The 15,356-nt window shown below is 60.6% G+C and carries 15 protein-coding genes; 3 read left to right on the top strand and 12 right to left on the bottom strand.

The features are described 5' to 3' along the window. Positions 1-36: 36 nt before the first annotated feature. The 5 genes from BSF40_RS19395 to BSF40_RS19375 all read right to left on the bottom strand — a co-directional run bounded on the left by BSF40_RS19395 (position 37) and on the right by BSF40_RS19375 (position 3,917). Entirely contained in the window at positions 37-843 is an 807-nt protein-coding gene (locus BSF40_RS19395) for an OmpA family protein (protein ID WP_095966321.1), read from the bottom strand. Continuing rightward, positions 840-1,196, bottom strand: a complete 357-nt coding sequence (locus tag BSF40_RS19390; RefSeq protein ID WP_015093949.1) for a DUF4398 domain-containing protein — start codon at positions 1,194-1,196, stop codon at positions 840-842. The genes BSF40_RS19395 and BSF40_RS19390 overlap by 4 nt, the downstream gene beginning before the upstream one ends. Positions 1,197-1,205: 9 nt before the next feature. Then, complete coding sequence (locus BSF40_RS19385) at positions 1,206-2,042, bottom strand: ABC transporter substrate-binding protein (protein WP_095966320.1); 837 nt, start codon at positions 2,040-2,042, stop codon at positions 1,206-1,208. A 195-nt stretch (positions 2,043-2,237) separates the two neighbouring features. Further along, a complete protein-coding gene (locus BSF40_RS19380; RefSeq protein ID WP_008004325.1) occupies positions 2,238-3,167 on the bottom strand; it encodes an electron transfer flavoprotein subunit alpha/FixB family protein in 930 nt (309 codons plus the stop codon). Then, complete coding sequence (locus BSF40_RS19375) at positions 3,168-3,917, bottom strand: electron transfer flavoprotein subunit beta/FixA family protein (protein WP_015093946.1); 750 nt, start codon at positions 3,915-3,917, stop codon at positions 3,168-3,170. A gap of 548 nt (positions 3,918-4,465) precedes the next feature. Between BSF40_RS19375 and BSF40_RS19370 the strand changes: the two genes are divergently transcribed. Next, complete coding sequence (locus BSF40_RS19370) at positions 4,466-6,130, top strand: electron transfer flavoprotein-ubiquinone oxidoreductase (protein WP_095966319.1); 1,665 nt, start codon at positions 4,466-4,468, stop codon at positions 6,128-6,130. Positions 6,131-6,307: 177 nt separating this feature from the next. Here BSF40_RS19370 and BSF40_RS19360 read toward each other — a convergent pair whose 3' ends face one another. The 6 genes from BSF40_RS19360 to BSF40_RS19335 form a co-directional block, all read right to left on the bottom strand. Then, a complete protein-coding gene (locus BSF40_RS19360) occupies positions 6,308-7,111 on the bottom strand; it encodes an IclR family transcriptional regulator (RefSeq protein ID WP_095966318.1) in 804 nt (267 codons plus the stop codon). Positions 7,112-7,171: 60 nt separating this feature from the next. Continuing rightward, positions 7,172-8,482 carry an MFS transporter gene (locus tag BSF40_RS19355; protein ID WP_095966317.1) on the bottom strand — a complete coding sequence of 437 codons (1,311 nt, stop codon included), beginning with the start codon at positions 8,480-8,482 and terminating at the stop codon, positions 7,172-7,174. A gap of 195 nt (positions 8,483-8,677) precedes the next feature. After that, positions 8,678-9,826, bottom strand: coding sequence for a galactonate dehydratase (dgoD, locus tag BSF40_RS19350; protein ID WP_095966316.1), 1,149 nt, complete (start codon positions 9,824-9,826; stop codon positions 8,678-8,680). Between the two features lie 45 nt (positions 9,827-9,871). Beyond that, positions 9,872-10,492, bottom strand: coding sequence for a 2-dehydro-3-deoxy-6-phosphogalactonate aldolase (locus tag BSF40_RS19345; protein WP_095966315.1), 621 nt, complete (start codon positions 10,490-10,492; stop codon positions 9,872-9,874). A 19-nt stretch (positions 10,493-10,511) separates the two neighbouring features. Then, positions 10,512-11,504 (bottom strand): 2-dehydro-3-deoxygalactonokinase, encoded by a 993-nt coding sequence (locus BSF40_RS19340; RefSeq protein WP_095966314.1) that lies wholly within the window; start codon positions 11,502-11,504, stop codon positions 10,512-10,514. A gap of 257 nt (positions 11,505-11,761) precedes the next feature. After that, entirely contained in the window at positions 11,762-12,244 is a 483-nt protein-coding gene (locus tag BSF40_RS19335; protein ID WP_007977016.1) for a GNAT family N-acetyltransferase, read from the bottom strand. A 324-nt stretch (positions 12,245-12,568) separates the two neighbouring features. Between BSF40_RS19335 and BSF40_RS19325 the strand changes: the two genes are divergently transcribed. Then, on the top strand, positions 12,569-13,774 hold the full coding sequence (locus tag BSF40_RS19325) for an MFS transporter (protein ID WP_095966312.1): 1,206 nt from the start codon (positions 12,569-12,571) through the stop codon (positions 13,772-13,774). Positions 13,775-13,855: 81 nt separating this feature from the next. After that, complete coding sequence (locus BSF40_RS19320) at positions 13,856-14,179, top strand: hypothetical protein (RefSeq protein WP_095966311.1); 324 nt, start codon at positions 13,856-13,858, stop codon at positions 14,177-14,179. Between the two features lie 202 nt (positions 14,180-14,381). Here BSF40_RS19320 and araH read toward each other — a convergent pair whose 3' ends face one another. After that, a complete protein-coding gene (gene araH, locus BSF40_RS19315; RefSeq protein ID WP_095966425.1) occupies positions 14,382-15,350 on the bottom strand; it encodes an L-arabinose ABC transporter permease AraH in 969 nt (322 codons plus the stop codon). Positions 15,351-15,356: the final 6 nt, after the last annotated feature.

Below are 15,356 nucleotides of genomic sequence, written 5' to 3'. Positions count from 1 at the left end.
CTGCATGGCAGGCCGGGTTTTCCATCGACGCACACCCTACCGGGCGGCGCCGAGCTGGCCGTTTTCGTCGGAAAACACAATTTCCACCCGACGGTTCTGCGCACGGCCCCGTTCCGACGCATTCGCGTCCACGGGATACTCGTCGCCATAACCTTCGACCTGGATGCGCTTGTCGTCAATGCCCAGGTCCATCAGCACGTCAGCCACCGACTGTGCGCGGTCGCGAGAAAGCTTGAGGTTTTCCTGCTTGCCCCCGGTACTGTCCGTGTAACCTTCGATCCGCACCACACGCTTGGGGTTGAGTTGCAGGAACTGCACGATCTTCAACACCACGCGGTTGGCCGAAGGTTTCAATTCCGCTTCGCCGGTGTCGAACAGCATGTCGCCCAACGTCATCACCAGACCGCGGTCGGTCTGGGAGGTGGTCAATGCCAGGATCTGCTCTTCGAGCCATTTGCCTTGCTGCTGCACACTGAACAGTTTGGACTCACGCAATGCCAGTTGCAGGCGCTGCCGTTCCAGTTCGAGTTTTGCCGCTTTTTCTTCGTTGAGCGCCTGATTGGTGTGTTCCCGGGCAATGGCGCTATAGCGCTGGCTCAGGTAGGCGTAATGCACCACGTCCGAACCACTGCCCCAATAGCTGGACAGGCGATCGGCACGGGCCAGGGACTCACCGGCGCGGATCACGTCCTTGGGGGCGATTCGCAGGACATTGGAGTCTTCCTTGACCTTCTGAAAGTCGGTTCCGGCCTGCTGCAGCGAGGTCTCGCTGTGCTGGCTGACGCAACCGGTCAGGCTGGCGGCCAGAATCAAACCGCCAAGGGTTTTGCGCTTGAGGCTCATTGAGCATCTCCCAGTTGCTTTTGCAGACGGGCGATGCGGGTGTTAAGCACGTTCAACTGTTCCTCGCTCTTGGCCGTCAGCACCTTGGCCTCAGCCAGGCGCGCATCCAGTTCGGCCTGTTCGGCGCGCATGCGCGCGTTCTTGAACGATTGATCAGTCATGTTGCCCTTGGCACGGTTGTACTTGTCCTCGGCCAGTTTCATTTCCGGCACATCGTCGGCGGTGGCACCCACGGCCTTGGCCTGTTCGAGTGCCTGTTCGGTCAGGCGCATTTGTTCGTTCGGCGCCGGATCGGTTGCACAACCCGCCAGGGCGACAATGGCCACGGCAGCGAAAAGAGGTCGAATACTCACTAAATATCCCTACTGTTTTGGGGTACTGACGGGTTGTTGCGAGGGTTGCTGCGGTTGTGAGCGCTGTGCCTTCCAGCGCTCGATATTGCGCATCAGCACAGCCTCCGTCAGTCCGGACGCGGGCAATTCTGTCATCTTTTTGGCCAACTGTCCGCGCAACCACGGATCGTTGCAGGCCGAGTTGTGGGAAATCGCCAGGAACAGGCCAGGCTTGTCGACCGGTTGCGAACGCGCAATCAGATCACCGGCCATGCCCAGTGCCTGTGCAGTCGCCATGCCCGAGTAACGTCCGGCCAGGACAAATTCGACTTCGCCCAACAACAGCTTCTGAAAGGCCAGGGTCAGGCTGGACGTGTGCGCGAGGGTTAACTGCTGTGCGGCAAAAGTGCTGAATTGCGCGGTCAATCGAGCCTTTTCCGACACGGCACCCGGATGGCCGTGCAGATCTGTGGCTTCGTTGTAGACCAGTGCCGAATCCTTGCGCGTCCAGACCAGGTAGTCGTTTTCCAGCAAGGGAGGATGGATGTAATCCAGGGTTTCCAGCTCACTGACGGTCAACGTCGCGTCCGCCAGCATGTCCATGCGTCCGCTGCGCACTTCGTCCAGGGCCTGGGCGCGTTTGCCGGCATACAGCAGTTCGACCTTGAGCCCCAACTCCCCCGCCACTTGCTGCAACAAATCGGCACTGGCACCGATCAGGTGTTTGGGATCTTGCGGGTCTTGCCACAGGTACGGCGGCGCATCGGGGCTGCCGGTGACCACCAGGCGTTCGCATTTACCTGCGGCGAAAGACAGCGCCGGCAACAGCGTCAATCCCAGCAAGCTCCATACACAGCGCAGATCCATGGCTTCACACTCCACTCAAACCCGGTTATTCCCCCCCTGTAGGAGCGAGCTTGCTCGCGATGGACGTTAACGATGACGCGTTCATTTTGGAAAAACGCGGCGCATTGAAGTCCATCGCGAGCAAGCTCGCTCCTACAGAAGAGCAAAAAAAAGCCCGACCAAAAGGCCGGGCTCTTTATAAGTGAAGCAGCCGGTTTAGACCAGCTTCTCCAGCTCAGGGATGGCTTCGAACAGGTCCGCCACCAGGCCGTAATCGGCCACCTGGAAGATCGGCGCTTCTTCGTCCTTGTTGATCGCAACGATCACTTTGGAGTCTTTCATGCCGGCCAGGTGCTGGATCGCGCCGGAGATACCGACGGCGATGTACAGCTGTGGAGCAACGATCTTGCCGGTCTGACCGACCTGCATGTCGTTGGGTACGAAACCTGCGTCGACCGCGGCGCGCGAAGCACCCACGGCAGCACCCAGCTTGTCGGCCAGGGCGTACAGGTGCTTGAAGTTGTCGCCGTTCTGCATGCCGCGGCCGCCGGAAACGACGATCTTGGCAGCGGTCAGTTCCGGACGATCGGACTTGGCCAGTTCTTCGCCGACGAAGCTGGAGATGCCAGCGTCGTGAGCAGCGCCAACAGCTTCAACGGCAGCGGAGCCACCTTCAGCTGCAACCGGGTCGAAACCGGTGGCACGCACGGTGATCACTTTCACTGCAGCGTTCGATTGAACGGTGGCAATGGCGTTACCGGCGTAGATCGGGCGCTTGAAAGTGTCAGCGCTTTCTACCGAGATGATCTCGGAGATCTGGTCAACGTCCAGTGCAGCGGCAACGCGCGGCAGGATGTTTTTGCCGTTGGAAGTGGCGGCAGCCAGGATGTGGCTGTAGCCCTTGCCCAGTTCGGCGACCAGTGGAGCAACGTTTTCCGGCAGCTGGTGAGCGTAGGCAGCGTTATCAGCTACCAGCACTTTAGCCACGCCAGCGACTTTCGCAGCGGCTTCAGCCACGGCGCCAGCGCCCTGGCCTGCAACCAGAACGTGGATGTCACCACCGATTTTGGCGGCAGCAGCAACGGTGTTCAGCGTGGCCGGGGCCAGCACTTTGTTGTCGTGTTCAGCAATAACCAAGATAGTCATTTAGATTACCTTCGCTTCGTTTTTCAGTTTCTCGACCAGTTCAGCCACCGACTTGACCTTGATACCCGCGCTGCGTGCAGCTGGCGCTTCGACTTTCAGGGTCTTGTTGGTGGAGGCGGTGGAAACGCCCAAAGCGTCCGGAGTCAGCACTTCGAGAGGCTTCTTCTTGGCTTTCATGATGTTTGGCAGAGACGCGTAGCGCGGCTCGTTCAAACGCAGGTCGGTGGTGACGATGGCCGGCAGTTTCAGGGAAACTGTCTGCGCGCCGCCGTCGATTTCGCGAGTCACGGCAACACTGTCGCCGCTGATTTCGACTTTGGACGCGAACGTGCCCTGACCGTAGCCGCTCAGTGCAGCGAGCATCTGGCCAGTCTGGTTGTTGTCGCTGTCGATGGCTTGTTTGCCAAGGATCACCAGCTGAGGCTGTTCCTTGTCGACAACAGCCTTGAGCAGCTTGGCAACGGCCAGGGAAGTCAGGTCTTCGGCGGACTCGACGAGGATGGCGCGGTCGGCACCCAGAGCCAGCGCGGTGCGCAGTTGCTCTTGAGCGGTGGACGGGCCGACGGAGACGACGACGATTTCAGTCGCAACACCTTTTTCTTTCAGGCGTACGGCTTCTTCCACGGCGATCTCGCAGAACGGGTTCATCGACATCTTGACGTTGGCAAGATCGACGCCGGAATTGTCCGCCTTGACGCGAACCTTGACGTTGTAATCCACAACGCGTTTGACAGCTACAAGAACCTTCATGGATTCCTCGTTACTCTCCGGTGAAAAGAAAGTCGCCTAGGCGAACCTGGCGGTTGATGCTCATCGGGCGCAAGGGCACCTCCAAAAACGCCGGCAAAGGTGTCAAGTGACCAGCGCTCATGATCTGCATGACCGTTCGTCAGTGGTGACTGACGAGTCATTCAACATCGCGGCGTGTAAACTGCGCATCAAACCCGCGCAGCGCATCACTCTCTACTGCCATCGCCCTGTCTTTAGAGGTGCTCTTGAAACCAACTGCCAGCCTACGGCGAGCGCAAAACCGCCCGTATCTTGACCGGAACGCCTATTCCGGTCAATACGCCAAAATGGCCGTTCATAAGGCGCGTGACTTTGATTTCTCTGGCTTTGAGCCAATTCAAACAAACGTTTGTATTGGACGCTGAGAGTGGTGTAGATATAATGCGCCACCCAAAGAGAAAGGTGGTCAATCGATTGTCCGCTTTCGGCGTTGCGCCGGAATTCATGGATGCGACACCCAACCTCCAAATTAGAAAAAAAACTGTTGAGCCTTGAGTAGGAGATAACCTGTGGAACGCGAATACATGGAATTCGACGTCGTCATCGTCGGTGCCGGCCCCGCTGGTCTTTCCGCCGCCTGCCGCTTGAAGCAGAAGGCCGCCGAAGCCGGTAAGGAAATCAGCGTCTGCGTGGTCGAAAAAGGCTCCGAAGTCGGTGCTCACATTCTGTCCGGTGCCGTGTTTGAACCACGCGCCCTGAACGAACTGTTCCCGGACTGGAAAGAACTCGGCGCGCCGCTGAACACCCCCGTCACCCGTGACGACATCTTCGTGCTGAAGAACGCTGACAGCGCGCAGAAAGTTCCAGACTTCTTTGTGCCCAAGACCATGCACAACGAAGGCAACTACATCATCTCCTTGGGCAACCTGTGCCGCTGGCTGGCCCAGCAGGCCGAGAACCTGGGCGTGGAAATCTACCCGGGCTTCGCCGCTCAGGAAGCACTGATCGACGAGAACGGCGTGGTGCGCGGGATCATCACCGGCGACCTGGGTGTCGATCGCGAAGGCCATCCGAAAGAAGGCCTGTACACCCCGGGCATGGAACTGCGTGGCAAATACACGCTGTTCGCCGAAGGTTGCCGTGGCCACATCGGCAAGCAGCTGATCAAGCGCTTCAACCTGGACACTGACGCTGATGCCCAGCACTACGGCATCGGCCTGAAGGAAATCTGGGAAGTCGACCCGGCCAAGCACCAGCCAGGCCTGGTGGTGCACACCGCCGGTTGGCCGATGGACATCATGGGCACCGAGAACACCGGTGGCTCGTTCCTCTATCACCTGGAAAACAACCAGGTCGTCGTCGGCCTGATCGTCGACCTGTCCTACAGCAACACCTACCTGTCGCCTTTCGACGAGTTCCAGCGCCTCAAGCATCACCCGGTGCTCAAGCAGTACCTGGAAGGTGGCAAGCGCATCAGCTACGGCGCTCGCGCCATCTGCAAGGGTGGCCTGAACTCGCTGCCGAAGATGGTCTTCAAGGGTGGCGCGCTGATCGGTTGCGACCTCGGCACCCTGAACTTTGCCAAGATCAAGGGCAGCCACACCGCCATGAAGTCCGGCATGCTCGCCGCTGAATCGGTGGCTGAGGCACTGTTCGCAGAGAAGGACGGCAGCGAAGAACTGACCACCTATGTCGACGCGTTCAAGAAGAGCTGGCTCTACGACGAACTGTTCGCCAGCCGCAACTTCGGCCCGGCGATCCACAAGTTCGGCGCCATCGTCGGCGGCGGTTTCAACTGGCTCGACCAGAACATCTTCGGCGGCAAACTGCCGTTCACCCTGCACGACACCAAGCCGGATTACGCGTGCCTGAAACTGGCGGCCGACTGCAAGAAGATCGACTACCCGAAACCGGACGGCAAGATCAGCTTCGATAAACTCAGCTCGGTGTTCATCTCCGGTACCAACCACGAAGAAGAGCAGCCGTGCCACCTGAAGCTGGCCGATGCGAGCATCCCGATCAGCAAGAACCTGCCGTTGTACGATGAACCGGCACAGCGTTACTGCCCGGCCGGCGTGTATGAAGTGATCACCAAGGAAGACGGCGAGAAGCGCTTCCAGATCAACGCCCAGAACTGCGTTCACTGCAAGACCTGCGACATCAAGGATCCTGCACAGAACATCACCTGGGTGACGCCGGAAGGCGCTGGCGGCCCGACTTACCCGAACATGTAAGCCGACCGCTGAACATCAAGGCTCCCGAATGGGGGCCTTTTTGTTGCCTGGCATTGATGCAACAGCACAAACCCCATGTGGGAGCGGGCTTGCTCGCGAAAGCGGTCATTCATTCAACATTGATGTCGACTGATACACCGCTTTCGCGAGCAAGCCCGCTCCCACAAGGGGGTCGAATCAGACCTTGAGGCCCAGCTCCGCTGACAGCCGTGCCGTGACCCCCTTGATCAACGGAATCAGCTCGGCCATTTTCTCCAGCGGCATGTACGGCACGGTACTGGCGATGCTGATGCCGGCGACGATGCGTTTGCTGGCATCGCGCACCGGCGCCGCCACGCAACGGATCGACGGCTCGTTATCTTCCAGATCGAAGGCGTAGCCGCCGGCCACGTACTCGACCATGCGCTGCTCGAACTGCTCCCAGGATTGCTCCGGGTGCTGCGGCCAGAACTGGTTTTTTCCACCCACCGGCAGGCTGACTTCGTACAGGCGCTGCCACTCCTGCGGCGAATCATCGAGCATCAGCGCCTTGCCGATCCCGGTGCGCGCCAGCGGCATGCGATGGCCGACCCGCGAACGCATTTCCGGGCCATTGCGACCCGGGTTCTTGTGCAGGTACAGCACTTCGTCGCCTTCACGGATCGCCAGATGAATGGTGTCGCCGGTCAACGCCGACAACTCATCCAGATACGGCCCGGCCAGGGTCACCAACGGCAACTCTTCACGGGCCTGAAACCCCAACTCGATCAGTTTCGGCCCCAGCAGATAGCCGACTTGCGGCACCACCCGCAGGTAACGCTCGTCCACCAGGCAACTGGCCAGGCGATGGGTGGTGCTGCGCGTGGTGCCGATCAGCCGGGCGATTTCCTTGAGATCGCGGGCGCCGCTGGCCACGGCATGAACCACACCCAAACCGCGAAGCAGAGTTTGGGTGCCGGTGGGTGCGGCGTCCTTGGCGATTTTTGGGGCGTCTTCCTGCATATCCAGCCTTTACCGTTGAGCGAGTGAACGGGCGGCATTATGGTCGCCCGCGTGCCACGACTACAACTTGATACGCTCGACCTTGCCCACCAGCAAGATGTAGGACAGTGCGCCAATCAATGCCAACACCGAGATGTAGGTGATCGCCGGGGCAAAGGAATCACCCGTGGCGAGGAAGCCGATCACGATCGGCGTGGCAATGGCCGCCAGGTTGCCGATGAAGTTGAACACCCCGCCGGTCAGCCCGAGCAAACGCGCCGGGGCGAGCGTCGACACCAGTGACCAGGTGATCGAAGCCAGGCCGTTGCCGAAGAATGCCAGCGCGAGGAAGGCAATCACCAGCGGCGTCGACTCAACGAAGTTGGCGCCGATGATCGAGGTGGAAATCAGCAAACCGCTGATGATCGGCAACTTGCGGGCGAAACCCACCGTGTAACCGCGACGGATCAAAAAGTCCGAGAAGAAACCGGAGCACAGTACGCCGACAAAGGCCGCGAGAAACGGCAGCGACGCCAGCAGGCCGGACTTGATGAAGTCCATGCCGCGGTATTTCACCAGGTAGGTCGGGAACCACGTCAGGAAAAACCACAGGGTCGAGTTGAGGCAGAACTGGCCGAGGTAGATACCCCAGAGCTTGCGTTTGGTCAGGACAATCCCCAGGTCAGTCCAGCTGAATTTGGTTTTGACCTTGGCCTGTTCGGCCTGGATATCCACCAGCCCACCGCCCTCGCGGATCAAGTCGATTTCAGCGTCATTGGCGCCTTTGAAATCCCGTGGCTCGCGATACACCGCGTACCAGATCACGGCCCACAGAATGCCTACCGCGCCGGTGGTGACGAACACCATGTGCCAGCCGAATTCGTGCTGCAGCCAGGCCAGCACCGGTGTCAGGAAGGCCAGGCCGACGAATTGCCCGGAGGTGTAGAAACCGATGGCCGTGGCACGCTCGCGCTCGGGGAACCAGGTGGTGACCACGCGGCTGTTGATCGGATAGGCCGGCGCTTCCAGGGCGCCAACCGCCATGCGCAACACGAACAGCGCGATGAAGCTGCCGGCGAAGCCGAGCATCACGGTGGCAATCGACCACAGCAGCAGCGCTGCCGTGTACAGGATGCGTGGCGGTACGCGGTCTACCAGCCAGCCGCCGGGGATCTGCATGGCGGCGTAGGTCCAGCCGAAGGCAGAGAAGATCAGGCCGACATGAATCGGGTCGATGCCCAGGTCACTGGTCAATGCCGGGGCGGCAATCGACAGGTTGCTGCGGTCCAGGTAGTTGATCACCACGGTGATGAACAACAGCACCATGATGAAAAAACGCTTGCGGCTGGGCGTCACCAAGGACGCCTGCCCGGTGAGGGTTTGCGGTTGCATGGGGGGTGCCTCTTCTTATGGTTATTGAGGTCGATTCAAGTCTTGTGTGTACTCGGATCCACTGCCGATGGAGATCGAGTGTGGGAGCGGGCTTGCTCGCGAAAGCGGAGTGTCAGTCAACATCTATGTTGAATGTGCCGCCCTCTTCGCGAGCAAGCCCGCTCCCACAGGGATATGTGGTGGGTTAGAGATCACTCACCACTCGGCAAAACTGCCATCGGCATGGCGCCAGATCGGGTTGCGCCAGCGGTGGCCGATGGCGGCGCGTTCGATCACGTATTCCTCGTTGATCTCGATGCCCAGGCCCGGGCCGTTCGGGATCTTCACGAAGCCCTGGTCGTAGTCGAACACCCGTGGGTCTTTCACGTAGTCGAGCAGGTCGTTGCTCTCGTTGTAATGGATGCCCAGGCTCTGCTCCTGGATGAATGCGTTGTAGCAAGCCGCGTCCAGTTGCAGGCAGGCCGCCAGGGCAATCGGCCCCAGCGGGCAATGCAGCGCCAGCGCCACGTCGTAGGCTTCGGCCATGTTGGCGATCTTGCGGGTTTCGGTGATGCCACCGGCGTGGGACGCATCCGGCTGGATGATGTCGACATAGCCTTCGCTGAGCACGCGCTTGAAATCCCAGCGCGAGAACAGGCGCTCACCGAGGGCAATCGGTGTGCTGGTCAGTGGTGCCAGTTCTTTCAGCGCTTCGTAGTTTTCGCTGAGCACTGGCTCTTCGATGAACATCAGCTTGTACGGATCAAGCTCCTTCATCAGCACCTTGGCCATGGGTTTGTGCACCCGGCCATGGAAGTCCACGCCGATGCCGACGTTCGGGCCGACCGCATCGCGCACGGCGGCGACGTTGGCCAGGGCCTGGTCGACCTTGTCGAAGGTGTCGAGGAATTGCAGCTCTTCGGTGCCATTCATTTTCACCGCAGTGAAACCGCGCTCGACCGCATCTTTGGCAGCACGCGCCGTGTCCGCCGGACGGTCGCCGCCGATCCACGAATAGACGCGAATCTTGTCCCGCACCTGACCACCCAGCAGGTCGCTGACCGACACGCCCAGCGCCTTGCCCTTGATGTCCCACAAGGCCTGGTCAATACCGGCCAGGGCGCTCATGTGGATCGCACCGCCACGGTAGAATCCGCCGCGATAGAGCACGGTCCAGATGTCTTCGATGTTGCGCGGGTCCTTACCGATCAGGTAATCGGACAATTCTTCAACGGCAGCGGCAACGGTGTGGGCGCGGCCTTCGACCACGGGCTCGCCCCAACCGGTGACGCCCTCGTCGGTTTCGACCTTGAGGAAGCACCAGCGTGGCGGAACGATGAAGGTGGTCAATTTGGTGATTTTCATCTGTTGTCTCTCTTATGGATGCAGCGCTCGCAGCGCCAAAAAGTCTTAGCGAAGGGCTTTCCAGGCAGCGACATAGGCCTTGGCATTGGCCGCCACCTGCGCAGGCGTCATGCCCGGTTTGAACAGACCGGAGCCGAGGCCGAAACCTTTGACGCCCGCGTCGATAAACACCTGCATGTTGTCCGGGGTAATGCCACCGACCGGCGCCAGGATTGTCCCGGCCGGCAGTACCGCCAGCCAGGCCTTGACGACTGCCGGCCCCATTTGCTCGGCCGGGAACAGCTTGAGGATGTCCGCGCCTTCGGCCAGCGCCGCAAAGGCTTCGGTCGGCGTGGCGACACCGGGCGACAGGTACAGCCCCGCCGCTTTCGCCGCACGCAGGACCTTCGGATCGCTATGGGGCATGACGATCACCTGGCCCCCCGCCACTTTCACCCGTTCGACCTGCTCCGGCGTCAGCACCGTGCCGGCACCGATCAGGCAATCGGCAGGCAAGGTACTGCGCAGGATGCGGATACTGTCGTACGGTTCAGGGGAATTGAGCGGCACTTCGATGACGCGAAATCCGGCGGCGTACAGGACTTCGCCGATAGCGGCAGCTTCCTGTGGACGCAAGCCGCGCAGGATCGCGATCAAGCCGTTTTGCGCCAGCGCTTGTTTGAGCATGTCAGACCTCCAGGCAGGTTTAACGGGATGCGGTGGACGAGACCAGACCGGCGGCGAGCGCCAGTTGCCACAATCCGCGTTCGGTGGCCTGTTCGGCCAGGGTCACCCGGGTAAAACCACAGGCGTCGAGCGCACGGCGGTAGCGGGCACAGAGTTGGGTATTGCCGATAAGGATGATCGACGGCAGGTGCACGCTGTTGCGCCGACGCCGCTGGACATTGGCCAGGGCCGACAACTCGTGGCCGATCAGCAGGCCGGACAGATAATCGGCCTGAGCGGTGGCGCTCAATTCACCCGTGAGGCCCAGGCTACGGGCACTGAACAGGGTCGACAGCGGACCGGTTTCACCGTCCGCCGACAACGCGACCTGCACGCCACGATCAAACGCATCCCCCTCGAAAGACCCGCCACGCTGCTGGGTGCGCCCGAGAATGCTGTGCTCGCTGAGCACGGCGAAGACTTCGCCAGTCATGAAGGTATCGAAATGCACGATGCAGCCGTCGGCCACTTCCACCCATTTCGAATGACTGCCCGGCAGGCCGATCAGCAGGTCCGCGCTCGCCTCGCCCGCCAGGTTTTGCAGCACACCGAGCACCTGGGTTTCTTCGCCGCGCATCACGTTCGGCAGACGTGAACGCTCGATGACGCCGGGCACGATGTGCACATCGACGCCACGCAGGCTGCGAACGGTTTGCAAGGAAGTGCCGAGCGTGGCGACGTTCGCCGGCGTGTCGCGGTACGCCGCTTCGCACCAGCCCTGGGCGCTGCCGACCATGCCACAGGCAATCACCGGCAATTGCGGCTGGGCATCGAGCCAGTCACCGCATGCCTCATCGAAAGCCAGTTCAAAACCGTCGGTGCATTCCCGGCCGCCAATGATTCGAGGCGCCTTGGGCAACTGCATGATCCCCGACGCCAGCGAACGCTGTTCGAGCACCTGCCCGCCTTCAGTCAGTTTGTAAGCACGTAATGAGGTTGTCCCCCAGTCGAGCGCGATCAATTGCGCCTGCATCGCTTCACCTGTTTTGGTTTTTGGCAGTGAGTGAGCGGGACTATAAACCCACGCGACGCAAAATCTCAATATATAAATTATCATCCCATATATTGAGATTAAGACAAAAAAAACCACCGCCTACGGTAGCTCCCTGGAATGCATTCCCCTGGAGCTAGCTTGCTAGCGATGGTCGTCAACGATTAAGCGGAAAACCTGACACCCCGTGGTGCTTTCGATTTCTTCGCGAGCAAGCTCGCTCCTACAGGGGATACGGCTCAACTGCCCTCGGCGAACTCGCGCAATACTTTCCCGTCCATCCGATACCGGACCCACTCCTCCTGCGGCTGCGCACCCAGGGATTTGTAGAAGTCGATGGCCGGCGTATTCCACTCCAGCACGCTCCATTCGAAACGGCCGCAGTCGTTGGCGCAGGCGATTTTCGCCAGATGCCGCAACAGGGTCTTGCCTGCGCCACCGCCGCGCTGCTCCGGAGTGATGTAAAGGTCTTCGAGGTACAGGCAATTGCTGCCCAACCAGGTGGAATAGCTGAAGAAGAACACCGCGAAACCGATGGCTGCGCCGTCGCGCAGGCAGATCAGGCCATGGGCCGTGGCGCCTTCGCTGAACAGGCTGCGCTCGATATCGGCAACGCTGGCGATGACTTCATGGCGGGCACGTTCGTAGTCGGCCAGTTCAGTGATGAACGCGAGGATTTGCGGTGCATCACTGGGGGTCGCCGGGCGGATTTCGATCGTCATGGACGTGCCTTGTCAAAAGTTGAAAACGCCATACTAAGGCGACACGTGGCCTGTGGCGAGGGGGCTTGCCTGTGGCGAGGGAGCTTGCTCCCGCCGGGTTGCGCAGCAACCCCAAAAAGAACACTTGAGTCTTTCTGGTGGAACGCAGTCATTGAGAAAGGGCCTGCTTCGCAGGCCAGCGGGAGCAAGCTCCCTCGCCACAACAGCGCAGAGGCTTCACTCCGGCCGCCACTAACCCTGGCATCGATAACCTTGAACCTGACAATCAGGCACTGCGTGGTTAGATAGCGGCGCTGCTCACTTATCCGGTCAAGGAACCGCGTCATGTCTACCGCAACACCCCCAGTCTCAAGCAAATTGTTCGGCCTGTTTTGCCTTGCCAGTTACCTGCTGTCATTGTCCTATGGCTCGACCTTCCTGCTGTCGCTGCTGATCAACGCGCGTGGCGGCAACGAACACGACGCCGGCAGTGTGATTTCGGCGGCGATGCTCAGCACCTTTGCGGCAGTGATCGTTTCCGGTCATTTGTCCGACTTGCTCGGTGCCGCCCGGTCGGTGGCGCTGTTCGGTGTGTTGCTGGTAGCGGCCAGCCTGGGCTTCGCCCTGACCCCGGGCTTCGGCCCTCTGCTGTTGTTTTTTGGCCTACTGCTGGGCCTGGGTTGGGGCGTGTTCTACACCCTCGGGCCGATCATCGTGGCAAGCCTGGTGACACCCGCACAGCGCGCCAGATACTTCGCCCTGCTGTCGGGCAGCATGATGACCGGGATCGGCAGTGGCCCGCTGCTCGGCCGCGCCGCGAGTGCCCTCGGGTACCCGGTAACCGCTGCGTTTTATCTGGCAGCACTGGCCAGCCTGGTCGGTGTGGTGCTGTTCTGGCGACTGCAGCGGAAATTGAATCAGGCCCCTCTGCCATCGGGCAGCGTGTCGCGGATTTCGTGGCGTGCCGCGGGTCAGGTGCTGTCGTCCAGGGCTGTCTTTGCGATCATCATGGTCGGTCTTGGCGGCTGCGTGTTCGGCGGGCTGTCGAGCTTTCAAACCAGTTATGCCGCAGCGCGCTCGCTCGACTACTCGCTGTTCTTCCTCGGCTTCATGAGCGCGGCGATCAGTGGCCGAATGCTGGTTGCCGGGTTTGTGGTCAAGCGCGATCCATTGCGTGCCTCGTGCCTGCTTTCGGGGCTGATGCTGGCATCGATCGTCATGTTCGGTTTTGTCGTCGACAGCAGCTTCAGCTACGTGCTCGCGGCGGTGATGCTCGGGACCGGTTACGGCCTGACCTACTCGGTGATCAACGGCCTGGCCGCCAATGAGGCGCCGCCCGGCAACACCGCGCAATCCTTGCTGCTGTTCAGCCTGTCGTATTTCATCGGTGTGTTCGGCTTCCCCTTGCTGGCCGGGAAAATCATCGTCGAGCAAGGCATGGCCACACTGCTGCTCACCGTGCTGGCGGTTGCTGCGCTCAACTGGTTGATCACCGCAGGCCGATTGATCTGGCGAAGGGCAGCAGCGGTCAGGGCATTGACACAGGCCTGAGCCGTCCGTCGCTAACAACGCACCTATCCCGGGCGAGGACGGACTAATCAGGTAAGGACTCTACCCGTTGGAGACAACACCATGATCCTGTCCAGGTTGACCGCCCTCGCCCTCACCGCCCTGCTGTCTTGTGCCTCGTTCGCCGGGACCCTCGGCTCGAGCACCGGCCCGACCAATCCGGTGGAAAAGCCCAGGGCGCCGGCCATCCAGAGTGCCCCCGGCATGAACACCGACGGCACCACGATCGACCACAACCTGCCTCCGTCCACCGGCACCGACCCGCGCATCCAGGGCAATGACATGGGGCGTCAGGGAGGGGTGGACTTGCCGAACAGAAAAACGCCCGGCAGCGGTGGTCTCGGCTCGAGCACCACCGAGGACGAGGACAGCAACATCAGCCAATAGTGAAGCCAGGATAAATGTACTGAAGCTGATGGCCCCTTCGCGAGCAAGCCCGCTCCCACAGGATCTATGCCACACCAGCACTCAATGTGTGAAGGCAGAACCCTGTGGGAGCGGGCTTGCCCGCGAAGGCGTCGTCATATCCAACATTTACATTTCAGACAGACCTTCGCGGGCAAGCCCGCGCCTACAGAGGAAATGAATGTCAGCGCTGCTTCAGTCGGTCAATGACCACCGCCAGCAGCAAGATCGAACCGCGAATCACATACTGATAAAACGTATCGATATTCTTCAGGTTCATCGCATTCTCGATGATCGCCAGAATCAACACCCCGGCAATCACGTGCCGGATCATGCCGATCCCGCCACTCAACGAGACCCCGCCCAGTACACAGGCCGAGATCACGGTCAGCTCGAAACCCTGGCCGATCATCGGTTGCCCGGAGGTCATGCGCGACGCCAGGATCACCCCGGCCAACGCGCCGATCACGCCATGCACGGCAAAGATGATGATCTTGGTCCGGTCGACATTGACCCCGGCCAGCAACGCCGCCTCCTGATTGCCGCCGATGGCCATGGTGTTGCGCCCGTAGGTCGTGTAGTTCAGCAGCCAGCCGAAGAACAGGAAGCAGATGATGGTGATCAGGATCGGTACCGGCACGCCGAACATCTGGCCGTTGCCGAACACGAAGAACGATTCCTGGGACACCCCCACCGCCTTGCCGTTGGCGAAGATGTAGGCCAGGCCGCGCACGATCTGCATGGTCGCCAGCGTGGTGATCAGCGCGTTGACCCGCAGCCTGGCGATGACGATGCCGTTGATCAGCCCGACGATCAGGCCCATCACCAGCGCCGCACAGACACCGAGAAACACGCTGTTGGTGTCACGCATCACCACCGCCGCAACCACCCCGGCACAGGCAATCACTGAGCCCACCGACAAGTCGAAATGCCCGGACGCCAGGCAATACAACATGGTGCACGCGGCAATGCCGGTGGTGGAAATCGCCAGCCCCAGGCCACGCATGTTCAGCGGCGACAGGAAGTTGTCGATCATCAGGGTACAGAGTACGAAGATTCCGACGGCCGCCAGCAGCATTACCCAGTCATCTAGAAAGCGCCGCATATCCAGCGGTTTGCGTGTAGTCGGCAGGGTGTTGTTTTGGGTTGTCATCATAGT

Origin of the sequence: Pseudomonas sp. ACN5, from assembly GCF_002303975.1 — a bacterium.
Classification (GTDB): domain Bacteria; phylum Pseudomonadota; class Gammaproteobacteria; order Pseudomonadales; family Pseudomonadaceae; genus Aquipseudomonas; species Aquipseudomonas laurylsulfatiphila.
This window is presented reverse-complemented; position numbering and strand designations above follow the sequence as displayed.